We start from the raw sequence: 23,639 nt of genomic DNA, 5'->3' as shown, positions 1-23,639 counted from the left end.
ATGAGCTTGGGCCGGCCGGTTGTCTATTCGCGCCCTACCTTAAGGGAGAGGCGCGCTGAGGTCGAGATTAAAAATTCAGGTTGTGGGCAAGCGCAATGATGGCACTTGCCGGTCAACGGTATTGGAGGAAGACGTTGTCTCGCCCGAACTGGTCACGCAGGGCTTGAATCAACGCATCCGCCGGGTCGATTCGCCAGGTCTCGCCAAACTGCAGCAAGGTCTTCGCATCGGGGCTGGTGTACTCCATGGTGATCGGGCACGCCCCGCGGTGACGCTTGAGCAGCTCACCCAACCAGCGTAGCTGATCGCCTTTCAAGTCCTGAGTGTGCAGCTTCAGGCGCAGGCTCTCGGCCAGATTGGTCCGTGCATCTTCCATGCTCATCACCCGTTTGACCCGCAGGCGCAGGCCGCCGGAGAAGTCGTCGTTGCTGACCTCGCCTTCAACCACCACCATCGCGTCGGTCTGCAGCAGTGACTGCGCGGAGTGGAACGCATCGGCGAACAGCGACGCCTCGATCCGCCCCGAGCGGTCGTCGAGGGTGATAAAGCCCATCTTGTCGCCCTTCTTGTTCTTCATCACCCGCAGGGCAATGATCATCCCGGCCACGGTTTGCGTGTCGCGGGCCGGTTTCAGGTCGATAATGCGCTGCCGGGCGAAACGGCGAATCTCGCCTTCGTACTCGTCGATCGGGTGACCGGTCAGGTACAGGCCCAGAGTGTCTTTCTCACCCTTGAGCCGCTCCTTGAGGGTCAGCTCCTTGGCCTTGCGGTGCGTCGCGTAGACGTCCGCGTCTTCCTCGACAAACAGCCCGCCGAACAGGTCGGCATGGCCGCTGTCGCGGGTGCGTGCGGTCTGCTCGGCCGACTTGATCGCCTCTTCCATCGCCGCCAACAGCACGGCGCGGTTGCGGTCGATATTGGCCTGATAAGCCTTTTGTTCATCGTGGAAGTACGGCCCGAGGCGATCCAGCGCGCCGCTGCGGATCAAACCGTCCAGCGTGCGCTTGTTGATGCGCTTGAGGTCGACCCTGGCGCAGAAGTCGAACAGATCCTTGAACGCACCGGCCTGACGAGCCTCGGTAATCGCTTCCACCGGACCTTCACCGACACCTTTGATCGCGCCCAGGCCGTACACGATGCGGCCTTCGTCGTTCACCGTGAACTTGAACTCCGAAGTGTTCACGTCCGGCGCGTCGAGGCGCAGCTTCATCGTGCGCACTTCCTCGATCAAGGTCACGACCTTGTCGGTGTTGTGCATATCCGCCGAAAGCACCGCTGCCATGAATGGCGCCGGGTAGTGGGCTTTCAGCCAGGCAGTCTGGTACGACACCAGGCCGTAAGCAGCGGAGTGGGACTTGTTGAAGCCGTAACCGGCGAATTTTTCCACCAGGTCGAAAATGTTACCGGCAAGATCCGCGTCGATATTGTTCGACGCACAACCTTCAATAAAGCCGCCGCGCTGCTTGGCCATTTCCTCGGGTTTTTTCTTACCCATCGCCCGACGCAGCATGTCCGCACCACCGAGGGTGTAACCGGCCATGACCTGGGCGATCTGCATCACCTGTTCCTGATACAGAATGATGCCGTAAGTCGGCGCCAGTACCGGCTGCAGGCCTTCATACTGGTAATCCGGATGCGGATAAGCCAATTCGGCGCGACCGTGCTTACGGTTGATGAAGTCATCCACCATGCCCGATTGCAGCGGGCCCGGACGGAACAGGGCCACCAGTGCGATCAAGTCTTCGAGACAGTCAGGCTTGAGCTTTTTGATCAGCTCTTTCATGCCCCGGGATTCGAGCTGGAATACCGCGGTGGTTTCAGCTTTTTGCAGCAGCTGATAAGTCGGTTTGTCATCCAGCGGGATAAACGCGATATCGAGCGGCGGCTCGTTGACCTTGGCGCGGTCACGGTTGATGGTTTTCAGCGCCCAGTCGATGATCGTCAGGGTCCGCAGGCCGAGGAAGTCGAACTTCACCAGACCGGCCGCCTCGACGTCGTCCTTGTCGAACTGGGTCACCAGGCCATCGCCGGCCTCGTCGCAATAGATCGGCGAGAAGTCGGTCAGCTTGGTCGGGGCGATTACCACACCACCGGCGTGCTTGCCGACGTTACGCACCACGCCCTCAAGCTTGCGCGCCATCTCCCAGATTTCCGCCGCTTCCTCATCGACCTTGATGAAATCGCGCAGGATCTCCTCCTGCTCGTAGGCTTTTTCCAGGGTCATGCCGACTTCGAACGGAATCATCTTCGACAGACGATCCGCCAGGCCGAATGACTTGCCCTGGGCCCGCGCCACGTCGCGCACCACAGCCTTGGCGGCCATGGAACCGAAGGTGATGATCTGGCTTACCGCGTTGCGACCGTATTTCTCGGCCACGTAGTCGATCACCCGGTCACGACCGTCCATGCAGAAGTCGACGTCGAAGTCGGGCATCGAGACCCGTTCCGGGTTAAGGAAACGTTCGAACAGCAGGTCGTATTCCAGCGGATCGAGGTCAGTGATCTTCTGCACATAGGCCACCAGCGAGCCGGCACCCGACCCACGGCCCGGGCCCACCGGCACACCGTTGTTCTTGGCCCACTGGATAAAGTCCATCACGATCAGGAAATAACCGGGGAAGCCCATCTGGATGATGATATCCAGCTCGAAATTCAGCCGGTCGACATAGACCTGACGCTTGGCCTCGTAGTCTTCGGTGGTGTCCTTGGGCAGTAGTACGCTGAGGCGGTCTTCCAGACCGTCGAACGACACCTTGCGGAAATATTCGTCGATGGTCATGCCATCGGGAATCGGGTAGTCGGGCAGGAAGTGCTTGCCCAGCTTCACGTCGATATTGCAGCGCTTGGCGATCTCGACGGTGTTTTCGATCGCGTCGGGAATGTCGCTGAACAGCTCGGCCATTTCCTCGGCGCTTTTGAGGTATTGCTGGTCGCTGTAATTCTTCGAACGCCGCGGATCGTCGAGGGCACGGCCCTCACCGATGCACACGCGGGTTTCGTGGGCAGCGAAGTCTTCCTGCTTGATGAAACGCACATCGTTGGTCGCCACCAGCGGCGCGCCGAGCTTGTCGGCCAGGGCCACGGCACCGTGCAGTTGCTCTTCGTCGTTGGGACGATTGGTGCGCTGGATCTCCAGATAGAAACGATCCGGGAACACCGCCATCCATTCGCGCGCCAGCGTTTCGGCTTCGTCCGGGTTGCCACTGATCATGGCCATGCCGATCTCGCCTTCTTTGGCGGCGGACAGCATGATCAGGCCTTCGTTGGCCTCGGCGACCCATTCACGCTCGATGATGATCATGCCGTTGCGCTGGCCGTCGATGAAGCCGCGCGAGATCAGCTCGGTGAGATTGCGATAACCCTTGGCGTTCATCACCAACAGGCTGATCCGGCTCAATGGCCCGTCCGGATCCTTGTTCGACAGCCACAGGTCGGCGCCGCAGATCGGCTTGATGCCGGCGCCCATGGCGTTTTTATAGAATTTGACCAGGGAACACATGTTGTTCTGATCGGTGACCGCCACGGCCGGCATGTTCATGCCGGTCAGCGCCTTGACCAGTGGCTTGATCCGCACCAGCCCGTCGACCAGGGAGTATTCAGTGTGCAGGCGTAGATGAACGAATGAAGCCGGCATAGTGATCCTGTCCAGTTACATAGAGACAACAAGGCCCGGATTGTACCGGGCCTCGAACAAAACATCAGCCTTGCGCCTAAACCTGCGTCAGGCCTTCAAGCGCCTCGTAAGCCTGACGCACCGGGGCGAAGGAGCGCCGGTGAATCGGGGTCGGGCCAAGGCGCACCAACGCTTCCAGATGAACGGGCGTCGGGTAGCCTTTATGACCGCCGATGCCGTACCCCGGGTAGATCAGTTCGAACGCCGCCATTTCACGGTCGCGACTGACCTTGGCCAGAATCGACGCGGCAGCGATGGCCGGTACCTTGCCGTCACCCTGCACCACCGCTTCGGCGCGCATCGGCAGTTTCGGGCAGCGGTTGCCGTCGATCATCGCCAGTTTCGGCTGAATATGCAGCCCGGCCACCGCGCGCTGCATGGCGAGCATGGTCGCGTGCAAAATGTTCAGCTCGTCGATTTCCTCGACTTCGGCGCGAGCAATGCACCAGCTCAGGGATTTCTCGATGATCTCGTCGTAGAGTTTCTCGCGCTTGGCTTCGGTGAGTTTCTTCGAGTCGTTGAGGCCGAGGATCGGCCGGTTCGGATCGAGGATCACCGCCGCCGTCACCACTGCGCCGCACAACGGGCCACGACCGACTTCGTCGACACCGGCCACCAGTTCTTCGACTTCGGCGACCAGGGTGAAATCCAGGCCCATCTGCATCGTCTTGCTCATTGTTTCTGACCGATCAGGTTGAGGACGGCATCCGCCGCCTGATTGGAAGCATCCAGCCGCAGGGTGCGGTGGATTTCGTCGAAGCCTCGGGTCTGCTCTTCGCCGCCTTCGATCAATGGCAACAGCGTCTGGGCCAGGGCCTCGACTGTCGCATCATCCTGCAACAATTCCGGCACCAACAGACGCTGGGCCAGCAGGTTCGGCAGCGACACGTACGGGCTCTTGACCATGCGCTTGAGAATCCAGAAGGTCAGCGGCGCCAGGCGATACGCAACGACCATTGGTCGCTTGTACAGCAACGCTTCCAGCGTCGCCGTGCCGGAGGCGATCAGCACCGCGTTACACGCCGCCAAGGCCAGATGCGACTTGCCGTCGAGCAGGGTTACTGGCAAGTCGCGGCCAACCAGCAACTCTTCGAGCTGAGCGCGACGCTCGGCATTGGCGCACGGGATGACGAAGCGCAGCCCGGGGCGCATGGCCCGCAGACGTTCGGCAGTATCCAGGAACAGCGCACCGAGACGGCCAACTTCACCGCCGCGACTGCCGGGCATCAATGCCACCAGCGGCCCGTCGGGCAAGCCGAGTTCGGCACGCGCTGCGGCGCGATCGGCCTGCAACGGAATGGTATCGGCCAGCGTATGACCGACGAACCGCACCGGCACGCCCTGCTCTTCGTAGAATTTTGCTTCGAACGGCAACAGGGTGAGCATCAGATCGCAGCCTTCGCGAATCTTCAGCACACGCTTCTGGCGCCACGCCCACACCGAAGGGCTGACGTAATGCACGGTCTTGATCCCGGCCTGACGCAGCTTGAGTTCGATGTTGAGGTTGAAATCGGGAGCGTCGATGCCGATGAACACATCCGGTTTCTCGGCGATCAGCGCGGCGATCAGTTCCTTGCGGCGCTTGAGCAGCTCGCGCAGCCGCCCAAGGACTTCCACCAGCCCCATGACCGACAGACGTTCCATGGGGAAATAAGACGTCAGGCCCTCGGCCTGCATCAACGGACCGCCGACACCGATGAACTCGACTGCCGGATGTTGAGCCTTGAGGGCGCGCATGAGGCCGGCGCCCAGAATGTCGCCGGAAGCTTCGCCCGCCACCAGCGCAATACGCAGACTGGCCATGATCAGCGGGTGATGCCGCGAGTCGACGACTGGATCGAGTCACGAAACAGCGCGACTTCCGGGAACTGCGCAGCAGGTTCGGCCAATTCGGCCAACGCTTGCTCCACGGTCAGGCCCTGGCGATACACGGTTTTGTAAGCGCGACGCAGCGCATGAATCGCGTCTTCGCTGAAACCACGACGGCGCATGCCTTCGAAGTTCATGCTGCGCGCTTCGGCCGGGTTGCCGAACACGGTTACGAACGCCGGAACGTCCTTGCCGATGGCGGTGCCCATGCCGGAAAAACTGTGGGCGCCGATGTGGCAGTACTGATGCACCAGGGTGAAACCGGAAAGGATCGCCCAATCGTCAACGTGCACATGCCCGGCCAACGCGGTGTTGTTGACCAGGATGCAGTGGTTGCCGATGACGCTGTCATGCCCGATGTGGGCATAGGCCATGATCAGGTTGTGATCGCCCAGAGTGGTTTCCGAACGGTCCTGCACGGTGCCACGGTGAATCGTCACGCCTTCGCGAATGACGTTGTGATCACCGATCACCAGCCGGGTTTCTTCGCCTTTGTACTTCAGATCCGGCGTGTCTTCGCCTACCGAGGAAAACTGGTAGATGCGGTTGTGCTTGCCGATGCGGGTCGGGCCTTTGAGGACCACATGCGGTCCGATCACAGTACCCTCGCCGATTTCCACACCTGCGCCGACGATCGACCACGGGCCGACCTCGACGCCGTCAGCCAGAACGGCCGACGGATCGATGATTGCGCGAGGGTCAATCAAACTCATAGCTTGCGTTCCGCACAGATAATTTCAGCCGAGCAGACTGGCTTGCCGTCGACCGAAGCCTGGCATTCGAATTTCCAGATCTGGCGCTTGCAGCTGATGAACTTGGCTTCCAGGATCAACTGGTCACCCGGCAGCACTGGCTGACGGAAACGCAGCTTGTCGGAACCGACGAAGTAGTAAAGGGTGCCATCGGCCGGCTTCACGTCGAGCATTTTGAAACCGAGGATCCCGGCAGCCTGGGCCATCGCTTCGATGATCAGTACGCCCGGCATGATCGGGTGCGCCGGGAAGTGGCCGTTGAAGAATGGCTCATTGATGCTGACATTCTTGTAGGCGCGAATGCGCTTGCCTTCAGTGTCCAGTTCCACCACCCGGTCCACCAGCAGGAACGGGTAACGGTGAGGCAGGTATTCGCGAATCTCGTTGATGTCCATCATTTCGGGGGGAAGCCTATGTAAAGATTGGGAGCGCGACTGACGCGCACTCCTCTAGCAAATCAAGGAGGCAGTCTAGAGGCTGTGCACACTTGATATGGAAATGGTATCAGCCATCAGATGAAGCATTGCTGCCGGGGGTCACTTCTCCGACGCGCTTTTCCAGCTGCTTCAAACGTCGCGCGAGGTCATCGAGCTGACGGATGCGGGCCGCGCTTTTGCGCCATTCGGCCGCCGGTTGCATGGCTGTGCCGGAAGAATAGGCACCCGGCTCGGTAATCGAGTGGGTCACCATGGTCATCCCGGTCAGGAAAACGTTGTCGCAAATATCGATGTGCCCCACCAGGCCGACACCACCGGCGAGCATGCAGTGCTTGCCGATTTTGGTGCTGCCGGAGATACCGACACAGGCCGCCATGGCGGTGTGATCACCGACCTGGACGTTGTGCGCGATCTGGATCTGGTTGTCGAGTTTCACGCCGTTGCCGATCACGGTATCCGCCAGTGCGCCACGGTCGATGGCAGTGTTCACGCCGATCTCGACATCGTCGCCGATGGTCACGCCGCCGATCTGGGCGATCTTTTGCCAGATACCTTTCTCGTTGGCAAAACCGAAGCCTTCACCACCGAGAACGGCACCGGACTGGATCACTACACGCTTGCCGATGCGCACGTCGTGGTACAGCGTCACCCGAGGAGCGAGCCAGCCGCCCTCGCCGATTTCACTGCGGGCACCGATGACGCAATGGGCGCCCAGGGTGACCTGCGCACCGATGCGCGCACCGGCCTCGATCACCACAAACGGACCGATGCTGGCGCTTGGATCAACCACCGCATCCGGTGCAATCACCGCCGTGGGATGAACACCCGCAGTGGCTTTCGGTTTGGGATCGAACAGATGGGAGATACGGGCGTAAGCCAGATAAGGATCCGGCACCACCAGCGCGTTACCGGCAAAACCTTCGGCGTCGGCTTCCTTGAGCAATAGCGCAGCCGCCTGGGAACTTGCCAGGTATTTACGGTATTGAGGATTTGCCAGAAAGCTCAACTGAGCTGGGCCAGCCTCCTGCAAGGTGGCTAGCCCAGTAATTTGCTTCTCGGGGTCGCCACGCAGGGTGGCGCCGAGGAACTCGGCCAACTGGCCGAGCTTGATAGTCACGGTCATGGGTTACTTCAGCTGATTCATGCGCTCGATAACCTGGCGCGTGATGTCGTACTGAGGCTTGACATCGATCACTGCGCCACGCTCGAACACCAGGTCAAAACCACCTTTCTTGATGACTTCTTCCACTGCGCTATCCAGTTTCGGCTTCAGTTGCTTGAGCATTTCGCGGTCGGCAACTGCCTTGGCTTCGTTCAGTTCCTTGGACTGGAACTGGAAGTCACGGGCCTTTTGCTTGAATTCAAGCTCCAGACGCTCACGCTCGCCCTGCTGCATCTTGTCGCCACCGGCCATCAGACGGTCCTGAATGCCCTTGGCGCTGCTTTCCAGCGTCTTGAGCTTGGTCAGTTGCGGACCGAACTTCTTCTCGGCATCCACGGCGTATTTCTTGGCCGCGTCGGACTCCAGCAGTGCCATCTGATAGTTCAGAACGGCGATTTTCATGTCGGCGAACGCCGGGCCTGCCACCAGTACGGAGGCCAGGAGAACCAATTGAGTCAACTTACGCACGATGCACTCCTACAAAATCCATTGTCGTTATCTTGGGTCAGACGCTTAGAACGTCTGGCCGAGGGAGAATTGGAACACTTGAGTTTCAGCGTCATCCGGTTTCTTGATCGGCATGGCCAACGCGAAGCTCAAAGGCCCCAGTGCGGTTACCCACGTCACGCCCACACCGACGGAACTGGCCATGTTGCTCAGGCTGATGTCGTTGCACTGAGTGTTGGCTTTTGTACCGTCAGCGTTGCTGGTCGACTTGCAAGTCGAATCGAACACGTTACCCACATCCCAGAATACCGAGGTGCGCAGGGAGCGTTGATCTTTCACGAACGGCAGCGGGAACAGGACTTCAACACCACCCTGAATCAATACGTTGCCACCGAACGGCAGTGGATCCTGATCCGGGTCGGCGATAGTGCCAACATTACCAGTCTTGTCGAAACCGCGACTCGGGGTACTGCGAGGACCCAGCGTACTGTCCTTGAAGCCACGTACCGAGTTGAAACCACCAGCATAGTAGTTTTCATAGAACGGCAAGCCGTCGGTCGAACCATAACCGTCGCCATAACCCAGTTCGGTGTGCAGACGCAGGGTGTAGTTTTCGGTGATCGGCTGGAACAACTGACCACGGTAGTCGAGTTTGTAGAACGACAGGTCGCTGCCCGGGATCGTGGTTTCCAGCGTCAGGCTCTGCGAACGGCCACGGGTCGGCAGCACGCCCTTGTTCAGGGTCGACTCGGACCAGCCGGCCGAAGCCTTGAAGTTCAGGTAGTTGTCGCCTTCCTTGTTAACGAAGTCGAAAATCTCGTCAACGGTGTATTGACCGGTCTTGATCTTGTCCTGCTGAGCGGACAGACCGAAGGTCAGACGCGAAGTCTCGCTGATCGGGTAGCCAACGTTGACGCCGGCACCCAGGCTGTCGACCGCATAGCTTGCTACGTCGACGTCGAGGTCTTTGTAGTCGGTGGTGCGATAGAACGCGTTGTAACCCAGGCTCACGCCATCGGCGGTCCAGTACGGGTCAACGTAGCCAAAGTTGTAGCGGCTCTGGTATTCGCTGCGGGTCAGGCCCACGCTCACACGGTTACCGGTACCCAGGAAGTTGTTCTGAGTGATCGAACCACCGAGGATCAGACCGGCGCTCTGAGCGAAACCGACACTGGCGGTGATCGAACCGGAGGCCTGTTCTTCAACGGCGTAGTTCACGTCAACCTGGTCGTCGACACCCGGTACAGCCGGCGTTTCAACGTTCACTTCCTTGAAGAAGCCCAGACGCTCCAGACGGGTCTTGGACTGGTCGATCAGGTAGGTCGAAGCCCAGCCACCTTCCATCTGACGCATTTCACGACGCAGCACTTCGTCCTCGGACTTGGTGTTGCCGCGGAAGTTGATGCGATTGACGTAGGCACGTTTGCCCGGATCGACGGCGAACAGGATGTCCACAGTGTGATCGTCGTCATGCGGCTGAGGTACGCCGTTGACGTTGGCGAAGGTGTAACCCTCGTTACCCAGACGGCGGGTGATCAGTTCGGAGGTGGTGGTCATCAGCTTGCGCGAGAACACCTGGCCTTTCTGCACCAGCAACAGCGACTTGACCTGGTCTTCAGGCACTTTCAGGTCACCGCTGAGCTTGACGTCACGAACGGTGTACTTCTCGCCTTCGGTGATGTTGACGGTGATGTAGACGTGCTTCTTGTCCGGGGTGATGGACACCTGGGTCGAAGCGATATCCATGTTGATGTAGCCACGGTCCAGGTAGTAGGAACGCAGGCGCTCCAGGTCACCGGAGAGTTTTTCACGGGCGTACTTGTCGTCGTTCTTGAAGAACGACAGCCAGTTGGTGGTTTTCAGCTCGAACAGGTCGATCAGATCGTCATCAGGGAAGACCGTGTTACCCACCACGTTGATGTGCTGGATGGCCGCCACGGTGCCTTCGTTGATCTTCACTTTCAGCGCGACGCGGTTGCGCGGCTGCGAGACCACTTCGGTGTCGACGGTCGCCGAGTAACGGCCTTGGGCAACGTACTGACGTTGCAGCTCGTTACGGACACCTTCGAGGGTGGCGCGCTGGAAGATTTCACCTTCGGACAGACCGGACTGCTTGAGGCCCTTCATCAGGTCTTCGGTGGAGATCGCCTTGTTGCCTTCGATCTCGATACTGGCGACCGACGGACGTTCGACGACCGTGATCACCAGAACGTTGCCTTCGCGGCCCAGCTGGATATCTTGAAAGAAACCGGTTTTGAACAACGCACGAGTGGATTCCACCAGGCGACGATCATCCGCCTGCTCGCCGACGTTCAACGGCAAGGCACCAAAGACGCTACCCGCGGAGACCCGCTGGAGGCCATTGACGCGAATATCAGAGATAGTGAAGGACTCGGCGTGAACTTCGGCGATCATCAATACGGTGAGAACCGCAGTTAGCAGCAGACGTTTCATGAAGTCCTTTCTTATTCCAACTGGCAATAAACAAACTGCCGCAAAATGCGGCAGATTCGCAATTCAGCGAAGCTTTACAGTCGACCCAGATCATTGACCAGAGCAAGCAACATCACTCCGACCACCAAACTGATACCGATCTGCACCCCCCAACCTTGCACCCGATCCGACAAGGGGCGACCACGCACCCACTCAATCAGATAAAACAACAAATGCCCCCCATCCAGTACAGGAATGGGCAGCAAATTCAGAACCCCCAGGCTAATACTCAGATAAGCAAGGAAATTCAGGAAATCAGCAACGCCCGACTGGGCAGAAGCGCCCGCCACTTTAGCAATGGTTATCGGCCCACTCAAGTTTTTTACCGAGAGCTCGCCAAACAGCATTTTCTTCAGTGAGTCCAGCGTCAGGATGCTCATGGTCCAGGTACGCCGGGCACCCTCGCCAATTGCGGCCAACGGGCCATAACTGACCTCGCGGATCATTTCCGGCGGCCAGTCCACTGCTTTCACGCCAGCACCCAGATAACCGCTCGGCGCCTTGCTTTCGCCACGCGCAGCCAAGGTCACCGGGACGTCGATTTGAGCACCGTCGCGCTCGACGCGCAGCAAGATTTTGGTATCAGGACGCGTACGAACGGTATCAACCACTTGCTGCCAGTCACCCAGCGCCTGGCCATCGAGCGACAACAGGCGGTCGCCGGTTTTCAGACCAGCGGCCTGCGCCGGACCTTTTGGATCGAGCTCGGCCAGCACCGGCGGCAAGGCCGGGCGCCACGGGCGAATACCCAGCGAGCGAATCGGATCGGGCTCATCGGCGCCTTTGAGCCAGTGATCCAGCGCCAGCTCACGGGGCGTGTCCGCGGTAGAGCCCTGCTCGCGCACGAGCAATTGCAGGGAACCGCTTTCCCCAAGACGACGGACCAACTGCAAATTGACGGCCGCCCAGCCGGAAGTCGGCTCGCCATTGATGGCGACGATTTCCTGACCGGCACTCAAACCGGCCTTGGCCGCGATGCTGCCGGACTCGACGGCACCGATGACCGGACGGATCTGTTCACTGCCGAGCATCGCCAGCACCCAGAAAAACACCAGGGCCAGCAGGAAGTTGGCGATCGGTCCCGCCGCGACAATGGCGATGCGCTGGCGAACCGATTTGCGATTGAAGGATTGATGAAGCTGATCGGCCGGTACTTCGCCCTCACGCTCATCGAGCATTTTGACGTAGCCACCCAGCGGAATCGCGGCGACGACAAATTCGGTGCCCTGCTTGTCGTGCCAGCGCAACAACGGCATGCCGAAGCCAACGGAAAAACGCAGAACCTTGACGCCACAGCGACGCGCGACCCAGAAGTGGCCGAATTCGTGAAAGGTGACCAGTACACCCAAAGCGATCAGGGTGCCGGCAATCATATAGAGCGCGCTCATCTACTTTCTCCGCAATCCTGTTCAGTGCCGCGTGAAGCCATGGTTCTGCAACGGCTATCGGCCGTGACGATCAAGCCATTGTTCGGCCAGAATCCGCGCTTTCGCGTCTGCGGTAAACACCGCATCCAGATCCTCAAGCGCAACCACTGGCTCGAGGTTCAGCACGTCGTCGATAATACTCGCGATTTCCAGATAACCAACGCGTCCGTCGAGAAACGCCGCGACTGCCACTTCGTTGGCCGCATTGAGCATGGCCGGCGCACTGTTGCCAGCCTCCGCCGCCTGCCGCGCCAGGCGCAGACAAGGGAAGCGCTGTTCGTCCGGCGCCTCGAAATCCAGGCGCGCAACGGCAAACAGATCCAGCGGCGCCACACCCGAGTCGATCCGTTCAGGCCAGGCCAATGCGTTGGCAATCGGCGTGCGCATGTCAGGGTTGCCCAACTGTGCCAATACCGAGCCATCCACATAGTCGACCAGCGAGTGAATCACACTCTGCGGATGAATCACCACCTCCACCTGCGACGGCTTGGCATCGAACAGCCAGCAGGCCTCGATCAACTCCAGGCCCTTGTTCATCATGCTGGCCGAGTCCACCGAAATCTTGCGACCCATCGACCAGTTCGGGTGCGCACACGCCTGATCAGGCGAAACATGCGCCAGCTCGCTCATCGGCGTCTGCCGGAAAGGACCGCCCGAAGCCGTCAGCAGAATCCGCCGCACGCCGACCGCACCCAGTCCACGGGCAAAATCCTGCGGCATGCACTGGAAGATCGCGTTGTGTTCGCTGTCGATCGGCAGCAACACCGAACCGCTCTTGTGCACGGCCTGCATGAACAGCGCGCCAGACATCACCAGCGCCTCTTTGTTGGCCAGGAGAATTTTCTTCCCGGCCTGCACCGCCGCCAGCGTCGGGCGCAGGCCCGCGGCGCCGACAATGGCCGCCATCACAGCATCGACTTCAGGGGCGGAGGCAACCTGGCACAGGCCCTCCTCGCCGACCAATACACGAGTGGACAGACCGGCAGCCCGCAAGTCGTCCTGCAGACCACGCGCCGCCGCCACTTCAGGCACTACCGCGAATTGAGGCACATGGCGAACGCACAAGGCGAGCAACTCGCTCAGGCGCGTGAAACCGCTCAGGGCGAAAACCTGATAACGCTCGGGATGCCGAGCGATAACGTCGAGGGTGCTCAGGCCAATCGAACCGGTAGCCCCCAGAACAGTGATCTGTTGCGGGCGGCTCACGGTGCAGCCATCCACAGCAGTACGGCAAAAATCGGGATCGCAGCGGTCAGGCTGTCGATGCGATCAAGCACACCGCCATGACCGGGCAGCAGGTTGCTGCTGTCCTTGATGCCGGACTGGCGCTTGAACATACTTTCGGTTAGGTCGCCCACCACCGAAATGAACACGATCAACGCAGCGCCGATCAAGCCCTTGAGCAGTTCGGCCACGGTCCAGTCACGCACCAGGCCGACGATCGCGGTGATCACCAGACTCAGCGCCAGACCACCATAAACGCCTTCCCAGCTCTTACCCGGGCTGACTTGCGGCGCCAGCTTGCGCTTGCCGAAAGCACGGCCGGAGAAGTAAGCACCGATGTCGGCACCCCAGACCAGCACCATCACCGCCATGATCAGCCAGTTACCCAGCGGGTACTGTTTGATCTGCACCAGCCCTTGCCAGGCCGGCAACAGGATCAGCAAGCCGATCACCAGTTTGGTGGCCGCCGTAGACCAGTGCTCGCTCGAGCGCGGGTACGTCAGCACCAGGTACGTCGCCACCGCCCACCACAACACCGAAGCGCCCAACACCCAAGGGGCGAGGCCCGGCAGGACGTACATGACGAACAGCATCAGCGCGACGACAGCGGCAAAGCCGACACGGAACGACTGCGCGGTAAAGCCCGCCAGGCGTGCCCATTCCCAGGCGCCCAGGCTTACGACCAGACCGATGAACAGCGCAAAACCGGAGCCTTCGAGCAGGAAAAACCCGCACAAAGCGATCGGCAGCAGGATCAGCGCAGTGATGATTCGTTGTTTAAGCATTAAACCCGGGCTCCAGCTTCGACCTGTTCGCTCGTTTTACCGAAGCGACGCTGGCGCGAAGCGAAATCGGCCAGCGCGATGCGCATGGCTTCGTGTTTGAAGTCCGGCCAGAACAGGTCGGAGAAGTACAACTCGGCATACGCCAGTTGCCACAGCAGGAAGTTGCTGATGCGGTGCTCGCCACCGGTGCGGATGCACAGGTCCGGCAACGGCAGGTCGCCGGTGGCCAGACAGGTTTGCAGCAGATCCGGTGTGATGTCTTCCGGACGCAGATGCCCGGCCTGGACTTCACGCGCCAGACGCTGCGCAGCCTGGGCAATATCCCACTGACCGCCGTAGTTGGCGGCGATCTGCAGAATGAAGCGGTTGGCACCAGCGGTCATGGCCTCGGCTTCGCGCATCGCTGCCTGAAGCTCAGGATGGAAACGCGAGCGATCGCCAATGATGCGCAAGCTGATGTTGTTGTCGTTCAGACGCTTGGCCTCACGACGCAGCGCCTTGAAGAACAGATCCATCAAGGCACTGACTTCATCGGCCGGGCGCTGCCAGTTTTCACTGGAAAAGGCGAACAGGGTGAGCACTTCGACCTTGGCCTCGGCACACACCTCGATCACTGCCCGCACAGCATCCACGCCAGCCTTATGCCCGGCGACACCCGGCATAAAGCGTTTTTTCGCCCAGCGATTATTGCCATCCATGATGATCGCGACATGGCGCGGCACCGCGGACGGCGCAGACTGCTTGGTCTTGTCCATTAAAAGCTCGACCCTTATACGGCCATCAGGTCTTTTTCTTTCTCGTCCGTGGCCTTGGTGATCTGGGCCTCGGATTCCTTGGTCAGCTTATCGATATCAGCGATGGCACGACGCTCTTCGTCTTCACTGATTTCCTTGTCCTTGACCAGCTTTTTAAGCTCACCCAATGCGTCACGACGAATGTTGCGCACGGCAACGCGCGCGTCTTCCGCTGCGCTACGGGCCTGCTTGGTGAAGCCCTTGCGCGTTTCCTCGGTGAGGGCAGGCATCGGGATCAAAAGCAATTCACCCAGGTTGGTCGGATTGAGGTTCAGACCGGCGCTCTGGATCGCCTTGTCGACGGCAGCGAGCATGTTGCGCTCGAAGGCCACGACTTGCAGGGTACGCGAATCTTTCACGGTGACGTTGGCGACGCTGCTCAGCGGAGTGTCAGTGCCGTAGTAAGGCACCATGACGCTGCCGAGGATGCTCGGGTGAGCCTTGCCGGTACGAATCTGGCCGAACGCGTGGTTCAGAGATTCCAGGGATTTCTGCATACGCGCTTGGGCGTCTTTCTTGATTTCGTTGATCATTGTTGGCCTTCCTCGATCAAAGTCCCTTCAGCGCCGCCGTGCACAATGTTCAGCAGGGCGCCGGGCTTGTTCATGTTGAATACGCGCAGCGGCATCTTGTGATCGCGGCACAGGCAGATAGCAGTCAGATCCATTACACCCAGCTTGCGATCCAGCACTTCATCATAAGTCAGATGATCGAACTTCTCGGCATGCGGGTCTTTGAACGGGTCTGCGGTGTAAACGCCATCAACCTTGGTCGCTTTCAGCACGACGTCCGCATCGATTTCGATGGCACGCAGGCAGGCTGCCGAATCCGTGGTAAAGAACGGATTACCGGTACCGGCGGCGAAGATCACCACGTCCTTGGAGTTCAGGTGGCGCATGGCTTTGCGGCGATCATAGTGATCGGTCACGCCAACCATGGAAATGGCCGACATCACGATGGCCGAGATATTGGCACGTTCCAGCGCATCGCGCATGGCCAGGGCGTTCATCACAGTGGCCAGCATGCCCATGTGGTCGCCTGTCACCCGATCCATGCCAGCCTTGCTCAAGGCCTCGCCACGGAACAGGTTGCCACCGCCGATCACCAGACCGACCTGTACGCCGATGCCGACCAGTTGGCCGACTTCCAGCGCCATCCGATCCAGCACTTTTGGATCGATCCCGAACTCTTCCGAGCCCATCAGGGCCTCGCCGCTAAGCTTGAGTAGAATGCGTTTATAGCGAGCCTGATAACCACTGCCCTGCTGAGCCATTGCGAATCTCTCCTGCGGCGTATTTAAAAAATTCTGTGCAAGCTGTTTTACAGCTGCCGTTCACTCTAGCTTGGCGCTGCTTCAGCGCCATCGGAACCTGGCTTTGTAAGTCAGTTCCCAGTGGAAACCAATTAAAAAATGGTAACCCCATCTGAAAAGAGGCTGCGCGCGTGAGCGGGCAGCCTCTTTCGGGCGACAGTTGAAAAACCGTCTTATTGCTTGGCGGCAGCCAGCTGGGCAGCAACTTCTTCAGCGAAGTTGTCGACCGGCTTCTCGATGCCTTCGCCTACTTTGAAGTAGGTGAAGGAAACGATTTCTGCGCCGCCTTTCTTGGCCAGCTCGCCAACCTTGATTTCAGGGTTCTTGACGAACGCCTGCTCAACCAGGCTTGCTTCTGCCAGGAACTTGCTGATACGGCCTTTGACCATGTTCTCAACAATGTTTTCTGGCTTGCCTTTGATCTTCTCTTCGTTCAGCTGCAGGAACACAGCTTTTTCACGCTCGATCGCTTCAGCCGAAACTTGCGAAGGCAGCAGGAACTCAGGGTTGCTGGCAGCTACGTGCATCGCGATGTCTTTGGCCAGCTCGACGTCACCGCCTTTCAGAGCCACAACCACGCCGATCTTGTTGCCGTGCAGGTAAGAACCGACAACGTCACCTTCGATACGGGCCAGACGACGGATGTTGACGTTCTCGCCTACTTTGGCAACCAGTGCTTCGCGAGCAGCTTCTTGCGAAGCGATCAGCGGAGCAGCGTCGGTCAGCTTGTCAGCGAAAGCTTTTTCAACGCTGGCAGCGACGAAGTTTTTGAAGTCGTCTTGCAGAGCCAGGAAGTCGGTCTGCGAGTTCACTTCCAGGATAACGGCAGCTTTACCGTCGTCCTTGATTGCGATTGCGCCTTCAGCGGCAACGTTGCCAGCCTTTTTCGCAGCCTTGATCGCGCCCGAAGCACGCATGTCATCAATGGCTTTTTCGATGTCGCCGTCAGCCTTTTCCAGGGCTTTCTTGCAGTCCATCATGCCTTCGCCGGTACGCTCGCGCAGTTCTTTAACCAACGCTGCAGTAATTGCTGCCATTTTCAAATTCCTCTTGGATAGGTTTTCAACCATTCCACCCGATCGAACGGGCGTTCAATTCTTCCCGAAACACCTTGTAGCTGCTGCACGTTACAAATGCAGGAGGTGCGCTGCCACAAGTGGGCGCCAACAAACGGTTTTCGAGGTGGCAAAAAGGGGGCCAAGCCCCCTTTTTGCTTACTGAGTCAACGCCAGGGCGTCGATTACTCAGCTGCAGCCTGAGTTTCTTCAGCTGCGAATTCAACAGTGCCGCCAGCAACATTGTTGCGACCACGGATCACTGCGTCAGCCATCGAACCCATGTACAGCTGGATAGCGCGGATTGCGTCATCGTTGCCTGGGATGATGTAGTCAACGCCTTCCGGGCTGCTGTTGGTATCGACAACGCCGATGACCGGGATGCCCAGCTTGTTGGCTTCGGTGATCGCGATGCGCTCGTGGTCAACGTCGATCACGAACAGTGCGTCTGGCAGACCGCCCATGTCCTTGATGCCGCCCAGCGAACGATCCAGCTTTTCCAGGTCACGGGAGCGCATCAGCGCTTCTTTCTTGGTCAGCTTGGCGAAAGTACCGTCTTCGGCTTGAACTTCAAGGTCACGCAGACGCTTGATGGAAGCACGAATGGTTTTGAAGTTGGTCAGCATGCCGCCCAACCAGCGGTGATCGACGTACGGCGAACCGCAACGTGCTGCTTCTTCAGCAACGATCTTGCCAGCGGAACGCTTGGTGCCGACGAACAGAATCTTGTTTTTGCCCTGGGCCAGACGCTCTACGAAAGTCAGAGCTTCGTTGAACATTGGCAGGGTTTTTTCAAGGTTGATGATGTGAATCTTGTTACGCGCGCCGAAAATGTACTTGCCCATTTTCGGATTCCAGTAACGGGTTTGGTGACCGAAGTGCACACCGGCCTTCAGCATATCGCGCATGTTGACTTGGGACATGATAGTTCCTTAATAAGTCGGGTTTGGCCTCCACGTATCCCAATGACCAACCAGTGGCATAAAGCCAAAAGCACCCAGGTCATCGTGTCGACACGTGTGTGGATTTAAGCTTTTCGGGGTATCCCCGGAAAGCGGCGCATTTTATACCATAGGGTGCACAGAAACGGAACCCGGAATCTGCAATCGCACCAGGGACATGGGCGCAGCCCCCTTGGAATCGCCTTCAAGCGCACCATTGTATAGACAGACGCGACGCACGCAGGCGCGGATTTGCTCCTTTCGTCTGGTAGAATCGCGTTTTTCAGGGTCGCAAATCCCACACCTGCCACCCTATCCGTATCAGCAAGCGCCGCCGAGCGCAGAGAGAGCCTGTATGACCGTCAACCTCAAAACCCCCGAGGACATCGCTGGCATGCGTGTCGCCGGCAAACTGGCCGCCGATGTGCTGGAAATGATTGCCGAACACGTCAAACCGGGCGTGACCACCGATCAACTGAACCAGATCTGCCACGACTACATCGTCAACGTGCAGCAGGCCATCCCTGCCCCGCTCAACTACAAGGGCTACCCGAAGTCGATCTGTACCTCGATCAATCACGTCGTCTGCCACGGCATTCCGAATGACAAGCCGCTGAAGAATGGCGACACGCTGAACATCGACGTCACCGTGATCAAGGACGGCTACCACGGCGACACCAGCCGCATGTTCCACGTTGGCGAAGTGCCGGTCTGGGCCGAACGCCTGTCGCAGGTCACTCAGGAATGCATGTACAAGGCGATCGAAATCGTCAAACCTGGCTGCCGCCTCGGCGACATCGGTGAGATCATCCAGAAGCACGCGGAAAAGAACGGTTTCTCGGTGGTTCGCGAGTTCTGCGGCCACGGCATCGGCAAGGTGTTCCACGAAGAGCCGCAGATCCTGCATTACGGTCGCGCCGGCACCGGCATGGAACTGAAGGCCGGTATGACCTTCACCATCGAACCGATGATCAACCAGGGCAAGGCCGACACCAAGGTACTGGGCGACGGCTGGACCGCGATCACCAAGGACCGCAAACTCTCGGCGCAGTGGGAACACACCCTGCTGGTGACCGACACCGGCTACGAGATTTTCACCCTGCGCGCCGACGACACCATCCCGCGCGTCTCGGCCTGATCCTAAGAACGTTTCCAGCCTTATAGAAGGAAAGCCAATCGATGCCGCAGGTGGATCCCGAACTCTTCGACCGCGGCCAGTTCCAGGCGGAACTGGCCCTGAAAGCGAGTCCCATCGCGGCGTTCAAGAAGGCGATCCGCCAGGCGCGCGAGGTCCTCGACACGCGTTTTCGCAGCGGCCGCGACATCCGCCGACTGATCGAAGACCGTGCGTGGTTCGTCGACAACATCCTGCAAAAAGCCTGGGAGCAGTTCAACTGGAGCGAAGACGCCGACATCGCGCTGGTCGCGGTCGGCGGCTACGGCCGGGGTGAGTTGCACCCCTATTCCGACATCGACCTGCTGATCCTGCTGGACAGCGCCGATCACGAAGTCTTCCGCGATTCCATCGAGCGTTTTCTGACGCTGCTGTGGGACATCGGCCTGGAAGTCGGTCAGAGCGTACGCTCGGTCGACGAATGCGCCGAAGAGGCCCGCGCCGACCTGACGGTGGTCACCAACCTGATGGAAAGCCGCACCATCTGCGGCCCCGAACGCCTGCGCCAGCGCATGCTCGATGTCACCAGCACCGCGCACATGTGGCCGGCCAAGGAGTTTTTCCTGGCCAAACGCGCCGAGCAAAAGGCCCGTCACCACAAATACAACGACACCGAATACAACCTGGAACCCAACGTCAAAGGCTCGCCCGGCGGCCTGCGGGATATCCAGACGATTCTGTGGGTGGCCCGGCGTCAGTACGGCACCCTGAACCTGCGCGCCCTCGCCGGTGAAGGTTTCCTGGTCGAGAGCGAAAACGCCCTGTTGGCGTCGTCCCAGGAATTCCTCTGGAAAGTGCGTTACGCCCTGCACATGCTCGCCGGGCGCTCGGAAGACCGCCTCTTGTTCGATCATCAACGGACCATCGCCGGCCTGCTCGGTTTTGAAGGCGACGACGCCAAACAGGCCGTCGAAAACTTCATGCAGCAGTACTTCCGCGTGGTCATGAGCATCGCCCAGCTCAGCGACCTGATCATCCAGCACTTCGAGGAAGTCATCCTCGCCCCGGAAGACGAAGCACCGCCGCAGCCGATCAACTCGCGCTTCCAGCTGCACGACGGCTACATCGAAGCACGCAACGACAACGTGTTCCGCCGCACGCCGTTCGCCATGCTCGAGATCTTCGTGCTGATGGCCCAGCAGCCGGAAATCAAAGGCGTGCGCGCCGACACCATTCGTCTGCTGCGCGAGAACCGGCACCTGATCGACGACAACTTCCGCAACGATATCCGCAACACCAGCCTGTTCATCGAGCTGTTCAAGTGCAAGATCGGTGTACACCGCAACCTGCGCCGGATGAACCGTTACGGCATCCTCGGGCGCTATCTGCCGGAGTTCGGTTTCATCGTCGGGCAGATGCAGCACGACCTGTTCCACATCTATACGGTCGATGCGCACACGCTGAACCTGATCAAGCACCTGCGTAAGTTGCAGTACACCCAGGTGTCGGAAAAATTCCCGTTGGCCGCCAAGCTAATGGCCAAACTGCCCAAGCCCGAACTGATCTACATGGCCGGCCTGTATCACGACATCGGCAAGGGCCGGCATGGCGACCACTCCGACATCGGCGCGGTCGATGCCGAAGCGTTCTGCCAGCGCCATCAGTTGCCGCTGTGGGACAGCCGCCTGATCGTCTGGCTGGTGCAGAACCATCTGGTGATGTCGACCACCGCGCAGCGCAAGGATCTGTCCGATCCACAGGTGATCCACGACTTCGCGCAGATCGTCAGCGACGAAACCCGTCTGGATTACCTGTATGTGCTTACCGTGGCCGACATCAACGCGACCAACCCGACGCTTTGGAATTCGTGGCGCGCCAGCCTGCTGCGCCAGCTCTACACCGAGACCAAACGCGCTCTGCGCCGTGGCCTGGAAAACCCGGTGGATCGCGAAGAGCAGATCCGCCAGACCCAGAGTGCGGCGCTGGACATCCTCGTGCGCGGTGGCACTGATCCGGACGATGTCGAGCAGTTGTGGGCACAGTTGGGCGATGACTATTTCCTGCGTCACACAGCCGGCGATGTGGCCTGGCACAGTGACGCGATCCTGCAGCAGCCGGCCGATGGCGGTCCGCTGGTGCTGATCAAGGAAACCACCCAGCGCGAGTTCGAGGGCGGCACGCAGATCTTCATCTACGCCCCGGACCAGCACGACTTCTTCGCCGTAACCGTGGCCGCGATGGACCAGCTCAACCTGAACATTCACGACGCCCGGGTCATCACGTCGAGCAGCCAGTTCACCCTCGACACCTACATCGTGCTCGACACCGACGGCGACTCGATCGGCGACAACCCGGCGCGGGTCAAACAGATTCGCGACGGCCTGACCGACGCCCTGCGTAACCCCGACGACTACCCGACGATCATCCAGCGCCGGGTGCCGCGCCAGCTCAAGCACTTCGCCTTCGCGCCGCAGGTGACGATCCACAACGACGCCCAGCGTCCGGTGACAGTGCTGGAACTGACGGCACCGGATCGCCCGGGCCTGCTGGCACGGATCGGCGGGATCTTCCTCGAGTTCGACCTGTCGCTGCAGAACGCCAAGATTGCGACCCTGGGCGAACGCGTAGAAGACGTGTTCTTCATCACCGACGCCCACAACCAGCCGCTCTCCGACCCGCTGCTGTGCAGTCGCCTGCAGGACGCAATCGTCGAGCAACTGAGCGTCAATCAGGAACCGGATATCAAGCTTTCGCGCATCAGTATTTGATCCAGCAATTCCCCCCTGTGGGAGCGGGCTTGCTCGCTCCCACATTGAACGAGGCCCCCCATGAACAACGCTCTGAACCAGCTCCAGCCCTACCCGTTCGAAAAACTCCGCGCGCTGCTTGGCACGGTCACGCCGAACCCGGACAAACGCCCGATCGCCCTGTCGATCGGCGAGCCGAAACATCGCTCGCCAGGCTTTGTCGCCGAAGCGCTGGCGAACAATCTGGATCAGATGGCGGTGTATCCGACCACCCTCGGCATCCCGGCCCTGCGCGAAGCCATCGCCGGCTGGTGCGAACGTCGTTTTGGCGTGCCGAGCGGCTGGATTGATCCGGCGCGCAATGTGCTGCCGGTCAACGGTACCCGCGAAGCGCTGTTCGCCTTCACCCAGACCGTGGTCAACCGTGGCGACGATGCACTGGTGATCAGCCCGAACCCGTTCTATCAGATCTACGAAGGCGCAGCGTTCCTCGCCGGAGCCAAGCCGCACTACCTGCCGTGCCTGGACGAAAACGGCTTCAACCCGGATTTCGACGCCGTGTCGCCAGACATCTGGAAACGCTGCCAGATCCTGTTCCTGTGCTCGCCAGGCAACCCGACCGGCGCGCTGATCCCGGTTGATGTACTGAAAAAACTCATCGCCCTGGCCGACGAATACGACTTCGTGATCGCCGCCGACGAGTGCTACAGCGAACTGTACTTCGACGAACAGACCCCGCCGCCGGGCCTGCTCAGCGCCTGCGTCGAACTGGGCCGCAAGGACTTCAAGCGTTGCGTGGTGTTCCACAGCCTGTCCAAGCGCTCCAACCTGCCGGGCCTGCGCTCCGGGTTCGTCGCCGGTGACGCGGATATCCTCAAGGGTTTCCTGCTGTACCGCACCTACCACGGTTGCGCGATGCCGGTGCAAACCCAACTGGCCAGCGTTGCGGCGTGGAATGACGAAGTGCATGTACGCGCCAACCGTGCGCTGTACCGCGAGAAGTTCGACGCAGTGCTGGCAATTCTCAGCCCGGTGATGGACGTACAGCGTCCGGACGGCAGCTTCTACCTCTGGCCGAACGTGGCCGGTGACGATGCCGCATTCTGCCGCGACCTGTTCGAGCAGGAACATGTGACTGTCGTGCCAGGCTCGTACCTGTCGCGCGAGGTCGACGGCGTGAATCCGGGCGCCGGGCGCGTGCGCATGGCACTGGTTGCGCCTTTGGCTGAATGTGTTGAAGCTGCAGAACGGATCCGCGACTTCATCACCCGCCAACACTGAGTTTTTAATGTCCGTGCCAGTCATCTGGCACGGACATACCTCTCAAGTTACATTTAAAACCACTTTACGACTATTCCAGACACTGCCCGAAGCTTAATCTCGCGCAGTGGTTTTTGCATGCGCAAA

Annotated in this window: 19 protein-coding genes; 3 read left to right on the top strand and 16 right to left on the bottom strand. The window is 59.7% G+C overall.

The genetic code is table 11. From position 1 onward, the window contains the following. Positions 1-112: 112 nt before the first annotated feature. The 16 genes from dnaE to rpsB all read right to left on the bottom strand — a co-directional run bounded on the left by dnaE (position 113) and on the right by rpsB (position 18,353). Positions 113-3,634 (bottom strand): DNA polymerase III subunit alpha, encoded by a 3,522-nt coding sequence (gene dnaE, locus HDC30_RS26280; RefSeq protein WP_183785772.1) that lies wholly within the window; start codon positions 3,632-3,634, stop codon positions 113-115. Between the two features lie 76 nt (positions 3,635-3,710). Continuing rightward, on the bottom strand, positions 3,711-4,337 hold the full coding sequence (rnhB, locus tag HDC30_RS26275; RefSeq protein WP_027611036.1) for a ribonuclease HII: 627 nt from the start codon (positions 4,335-4,337) through the stop codon (positions 3,711-3,713). An 8-nt stretch (positions 4,338-4,345) separates the two neighbouring features. After that, positions 4,346-5,476, bottom strand: a complete 1,131-nt coding sequence (gene lpxB / locus HDC30_RS26270; protein ID WP_221303520.1) for a lipid-A-disaccharide synthase — start codon at positions 5,474-5,476, stop codon at positions 4,346-4,348. 2 nt (positions 5,477-5,478) lie between these two features. Continuing rightward, positions 5,479-6,255, bottom strand: a complete 777-nt coding sequence (gene lpxA, locus HDC30_RS26265) for an acyl-ACP--UDP-N-acetylglucosamine O-acyltransferase (protein WP_007964278.1) — start codon at positions 6,253-6,255, stop codon at positions 5,479-5,481. Beyond that, entirely contained in the window at positions 6,252-6,692 is a 441-nt protein-coding gene (gene fabZ / locus HDC30_RS26260; RefSeq protein WP_003222142.1) for a 3-hydroxyacyl-ACP dehydratase FabZ, read from the bottom strand. The genes lpxA and fabZ overlap by 4 nt, the downstream gene beginning before the upstream one ends. A 106-nt stretch (positions 6,693-6,798) precedes the next feature. Further along, entirely contained in the window at positions 6,799-7,854 is a 1,056-nt protein-coding gene (gene lpxD, locus HDC30_RS26255; protein ID WP_027611033.1) for a UDP-3-O-(3-hydroxymyristoyl)glucosamine N-acyltransferase, read from the bottom strand. A 3-nt stretch (positions 7,855-7,857) separates the two neighbouring features. Beyond that, positions 7,858-8,361, bottom strand: a complete 504-nt coding sequence (locus HDC30_RS26250) for an OmpH family outer membrane protein (RefSeq protein ID WP_003222140.1) — start codon at positions 8,359-8,361, stop codon at positions 7,858-7,860. A gap of 45 nt (positions 8,362-8,406) precedes the next feature. Beyond that, positions 8,407-10,794, bottom strand: coding sequence for an outer membrane protein assembly factor BamA (bamA, locus tag HDC30_RS26245; protein WP_027611032.1), 2,388 nt, complete (start codon positions 10,792-10,794; stop codon positions 8,407-8,409). A 74-nt stretch (positions 10,795-10,868) separates the two neighbouring features. Further along, on the bottom strand, positions 10,869-12,221 hold the full coding sequence (gene rseP, locus HDC30_RS26240) for a sigma E protease regulator RseP (RefSeq protein WP_183785770.1): 1,353 nt from the start codon (positions 12,219-12,221) through the stop codon (positions 10,869-10,871). Positions 12,222-12,275: 54 nt separating this feature from the next. After that, entirely contained in the window at positions 12,276-13,466 is a 1,191-nt protein-coding gene (gene ispC / locus HDC30_RS26235) for a 1-deoxy-D-xylulose-5-phosphate reductoisomerase (RefSeq protein WP_027611030.1), read from the bottom strand. Beyond that, positions 13,463-14,269 (bottom strand): phosphatidate cytidylyltransferase, encoded by an 807-nt coding sequence (locus tag HDC30_RS26230; RefSeq protein ID WP_007964272.1) that lies wholly within the window; start codon positions 14,267-14,269, stop codon positions 13,463-13,465. Before HDC30_RS26230 ends, ispC begins: the two co-directional genes overlap by 4 nt. Beyond that, entirely contained in the window at positions 14,269-15,024 is a 756-nt protein-coding gene (uppS, locus tag HDC30_RS26225) for a polyprenyl diphosphate synthase (protein WP_183785768.1), read from the bottom strand. Before uppS ends, HDC30_RS26230 begins: the two co-directional genes overlap by 1 nt. 14 nt (positions 15,025-15,038) lie before the next feature. Continuing rightward, positions 15,039-15,596, bottom strand: a complete 558-nt coding sequence (frr, locus tag HDC30_RS26220; RefSeq protein WP_047291868.1) for a ribosome recycling factor — start codon at positions 15,594-15,596, stop codon at positions 15,039-15,041. Further along, on the bottom strand, positions 15,593-16,336 hold the full coding sequence (gene pyrH, locus HDC30_RS26215) for a UMP kinase (protein WP_003222124.1): 744 nt from the start codon (positions 16,334-16,336) through the stop codon (positions 15,593-15,595). Before pyrH ends, frr begins: the two co-directional genes overlap by 4 nt. Positions 16,337-16,548: 212 nt before the next feature. Further along, entirely contained in the window at positions 16,549-17,412 is an 864-nt protein-coding gene (tsf, locus tag HDC30_RS26210; protein ID WP_027611027.1) for a translation elongation factor Ts, read from the bottom strand. A gap of 203 nt (positions 17,413-17,615) precedes the next feature. Then, positions 17,616-18,353: a 30S ribosomal protein S2 gene (gene rpsB, locus HDC30_RS26205; RefSeq protein WP_003222119.1), complete on the bottom strand. Its 738-nt coding sequence runs from the start codon at positions 18,351-18,353 to the stop codon at positions 17,616-17,618. Between the two features lie 373 nt (positions 18,354-18,726). On the opposite strand from rpsB, the gene map reads away from it, so the two are divergent. Genes map through dapC form a run of 3 tightly spaced genes read left to right on the top strand, consistent with a single transcriptional unit; the run spans position 18,727 to position 23,513 of the window. Then, positions 18,727-19,509 carry a type I methionyl aminopeptidase gene (gene map / locus HDC30_RS26200; RefSeq protein WP_007964271.1) on the top strand — a complete coding sequence of 261 codons (783 nt, stop codon included), beginning with the start codon at positions 18,727-18,729 and terminating at the stop codon, positions 19,507-19,509. Between the two features lie 41 nt (positions 19,510-19,550). Next, the gene (locus HDC30_RS26195) at positions 19,551-22,253 is read left to right on the top strand and encodes a [protein-PII] uridylyltransferase (protein ID WP_097086441.1); all 2,703 of its coding nucleotides are present in this window, start codon (positions 19,551-19,553) and stop codon (positions 22,251-22,253) included. Positions 22,254-22,313: 60 nt separating this feature from the next. After that, positions 22,314-23,513, top strand: coding sequence for a succinyldiaminopimelate transaminase (dapC, locus tag HDC30_RS26190; protein WP_183785767.1), 1,200 nt, complete (start codon positions 22,314-22,316; stop codon positions 23,511-23,513). Positions 23,514-23,639: the final 126 nt, after the last annotated feature.

This window comes from Pseudomonas sp. JAI115 (genome assembly GCF_014200835.1).
Classification (GTDB): domain Bacteria; phylum Pseudomonadota; class Gammaproteobacteria; order Pseudomonadales; family Pseudomonadaceae; genus Aquipseudomonas; species Aquipseudomonas putida_A.
The sequence above is the reverse complement of the archived record's forward strand: the minus strand, read 5'-3'. Positions and strand labels throughout refer to the sequence as shown.

What these genes read in the sequence shown, in the direction of transcription:
- pyrH (WP_003222124.1), bottom strand. Translation starts at nt 16,336, where the DNA reads ATGGCTCAGCAGGGCAGTGGTTATCAGGCTCGCTATAAACGCATTCTA.
- HDC30_RS26195 (WP_097086441.1), top strand. Translation starts at nt 19,551, where the DNA reads ATGCCGCAGGTGGATCCCGAACTCTTCGACCGCGGCCAGTTCCAGGCG.
- rpsB (WP_003222119.1), bottom strand. Translation starts at nt 18,353, where the DNA reads ATGTCCCAAGTCAACATGCGCGATATGCTGAAGGCCGGTGTGCACTTC.
- bamA (WP_027611032.1), bottom strand. Translation starts at nt 10,794, where the DNA reads ATGAAACGTCTGCTGCTAACTGCGGTTCTCACCGTATTGATGATCGCC.
- frr (WP_047291868.1), bottom strand. Translation starts at nt 15,596, where the DNA reads ATGATCAACGAAATCAAGAAAGACGCCCAAGCGCGTATGCAGAAATCC.
- rnhB (WP_027611036.1), bottom strand. Translation starts at nt 4,337, where the DNA reads ATGCAGATGGGCCTGGATTTCACCCTGGTCGCCGAAGTCGAAGAACTG.
- map (WP_007964271.1), top strand. Translation starts at nt 18,727, where the DNA reads ATGACCGTCAACCTCAAAACCCCCGAGGACATCGCTGGCATGCGTGTC.
- lpxD (WP_027611033.1), bottom strand. Translation starts at nt 7,854, where the DNA reads ATGACCGTGACTATCAAGCTCGGCCAGTTGGCCGAGTTCCTCGGCGCC.
- lpxA (WP_007964278.1), bottom strand. Translation starts at nt 6,255, where the DNA reads ATGAGTTTGATTGACCCTCGCGCAATCATCGATCCGTCGGCCGTTCTG.
- tsf (WP_027611027.1), bottom strand. Translation starts at nt 17,412, where the DNA reads ATGGCAGCAATTACTGCAGCGTTGGTTAAAGAACTGCGCGAGCGTACC.
- uppS (WP_183785768.1), bottom strand. Translation starts at nt 15,024, where the DNA reads ATGGACAAGACCAAGCAGTCTGCGCCGTCCGCGGTGCCGCGCCATGTC.
- lpxB (WP_221303520.1), bottom strand. Translation starts at nt 5,476, where the DNA reads ATGGCCAGTCTGCGTATTGCGCTGGTGGCGGGCGAAGCTTCCGGCGAC.
- dnaE (WP_183785772.1), bottom strand. Translation starts at nt 3,634, where the DNA reads ATGCCGGCTTCATTCGTTCATCTACGCCTGCACACTGAATACTCCCTG.
- HDC30_RS26230 (WP_007964272.1), bottom strand. Translation starts at nt 14,269, where the DNA reads ATGCTTAAACAACGAATCATCACTGCGCTGATCCTGCTGCCGATCGCT.
- rseP (WP_183785770.1), bottom strand. Translation starts at nt 12,221, where the DNA reads ATGAGCGCGCTCTATATGATTGCCGGCACCCTGATCGCTTTGGGTGTA.
- fabZ (WP_003222142.1), bottom strand. Translation starts at nt 6,692, where the DNA reads ATGATGGACATCAACGAGATTCGCGAATACCTGCCTCACCGTTACCCG.
- dapC (WP_183785767.1), top strand. Translation starts at nt 22,314, where the DNA reads ATGAACAACGCTCTGAACCAGCTCCAGCCCTACCCGTTCGAAAAACTC.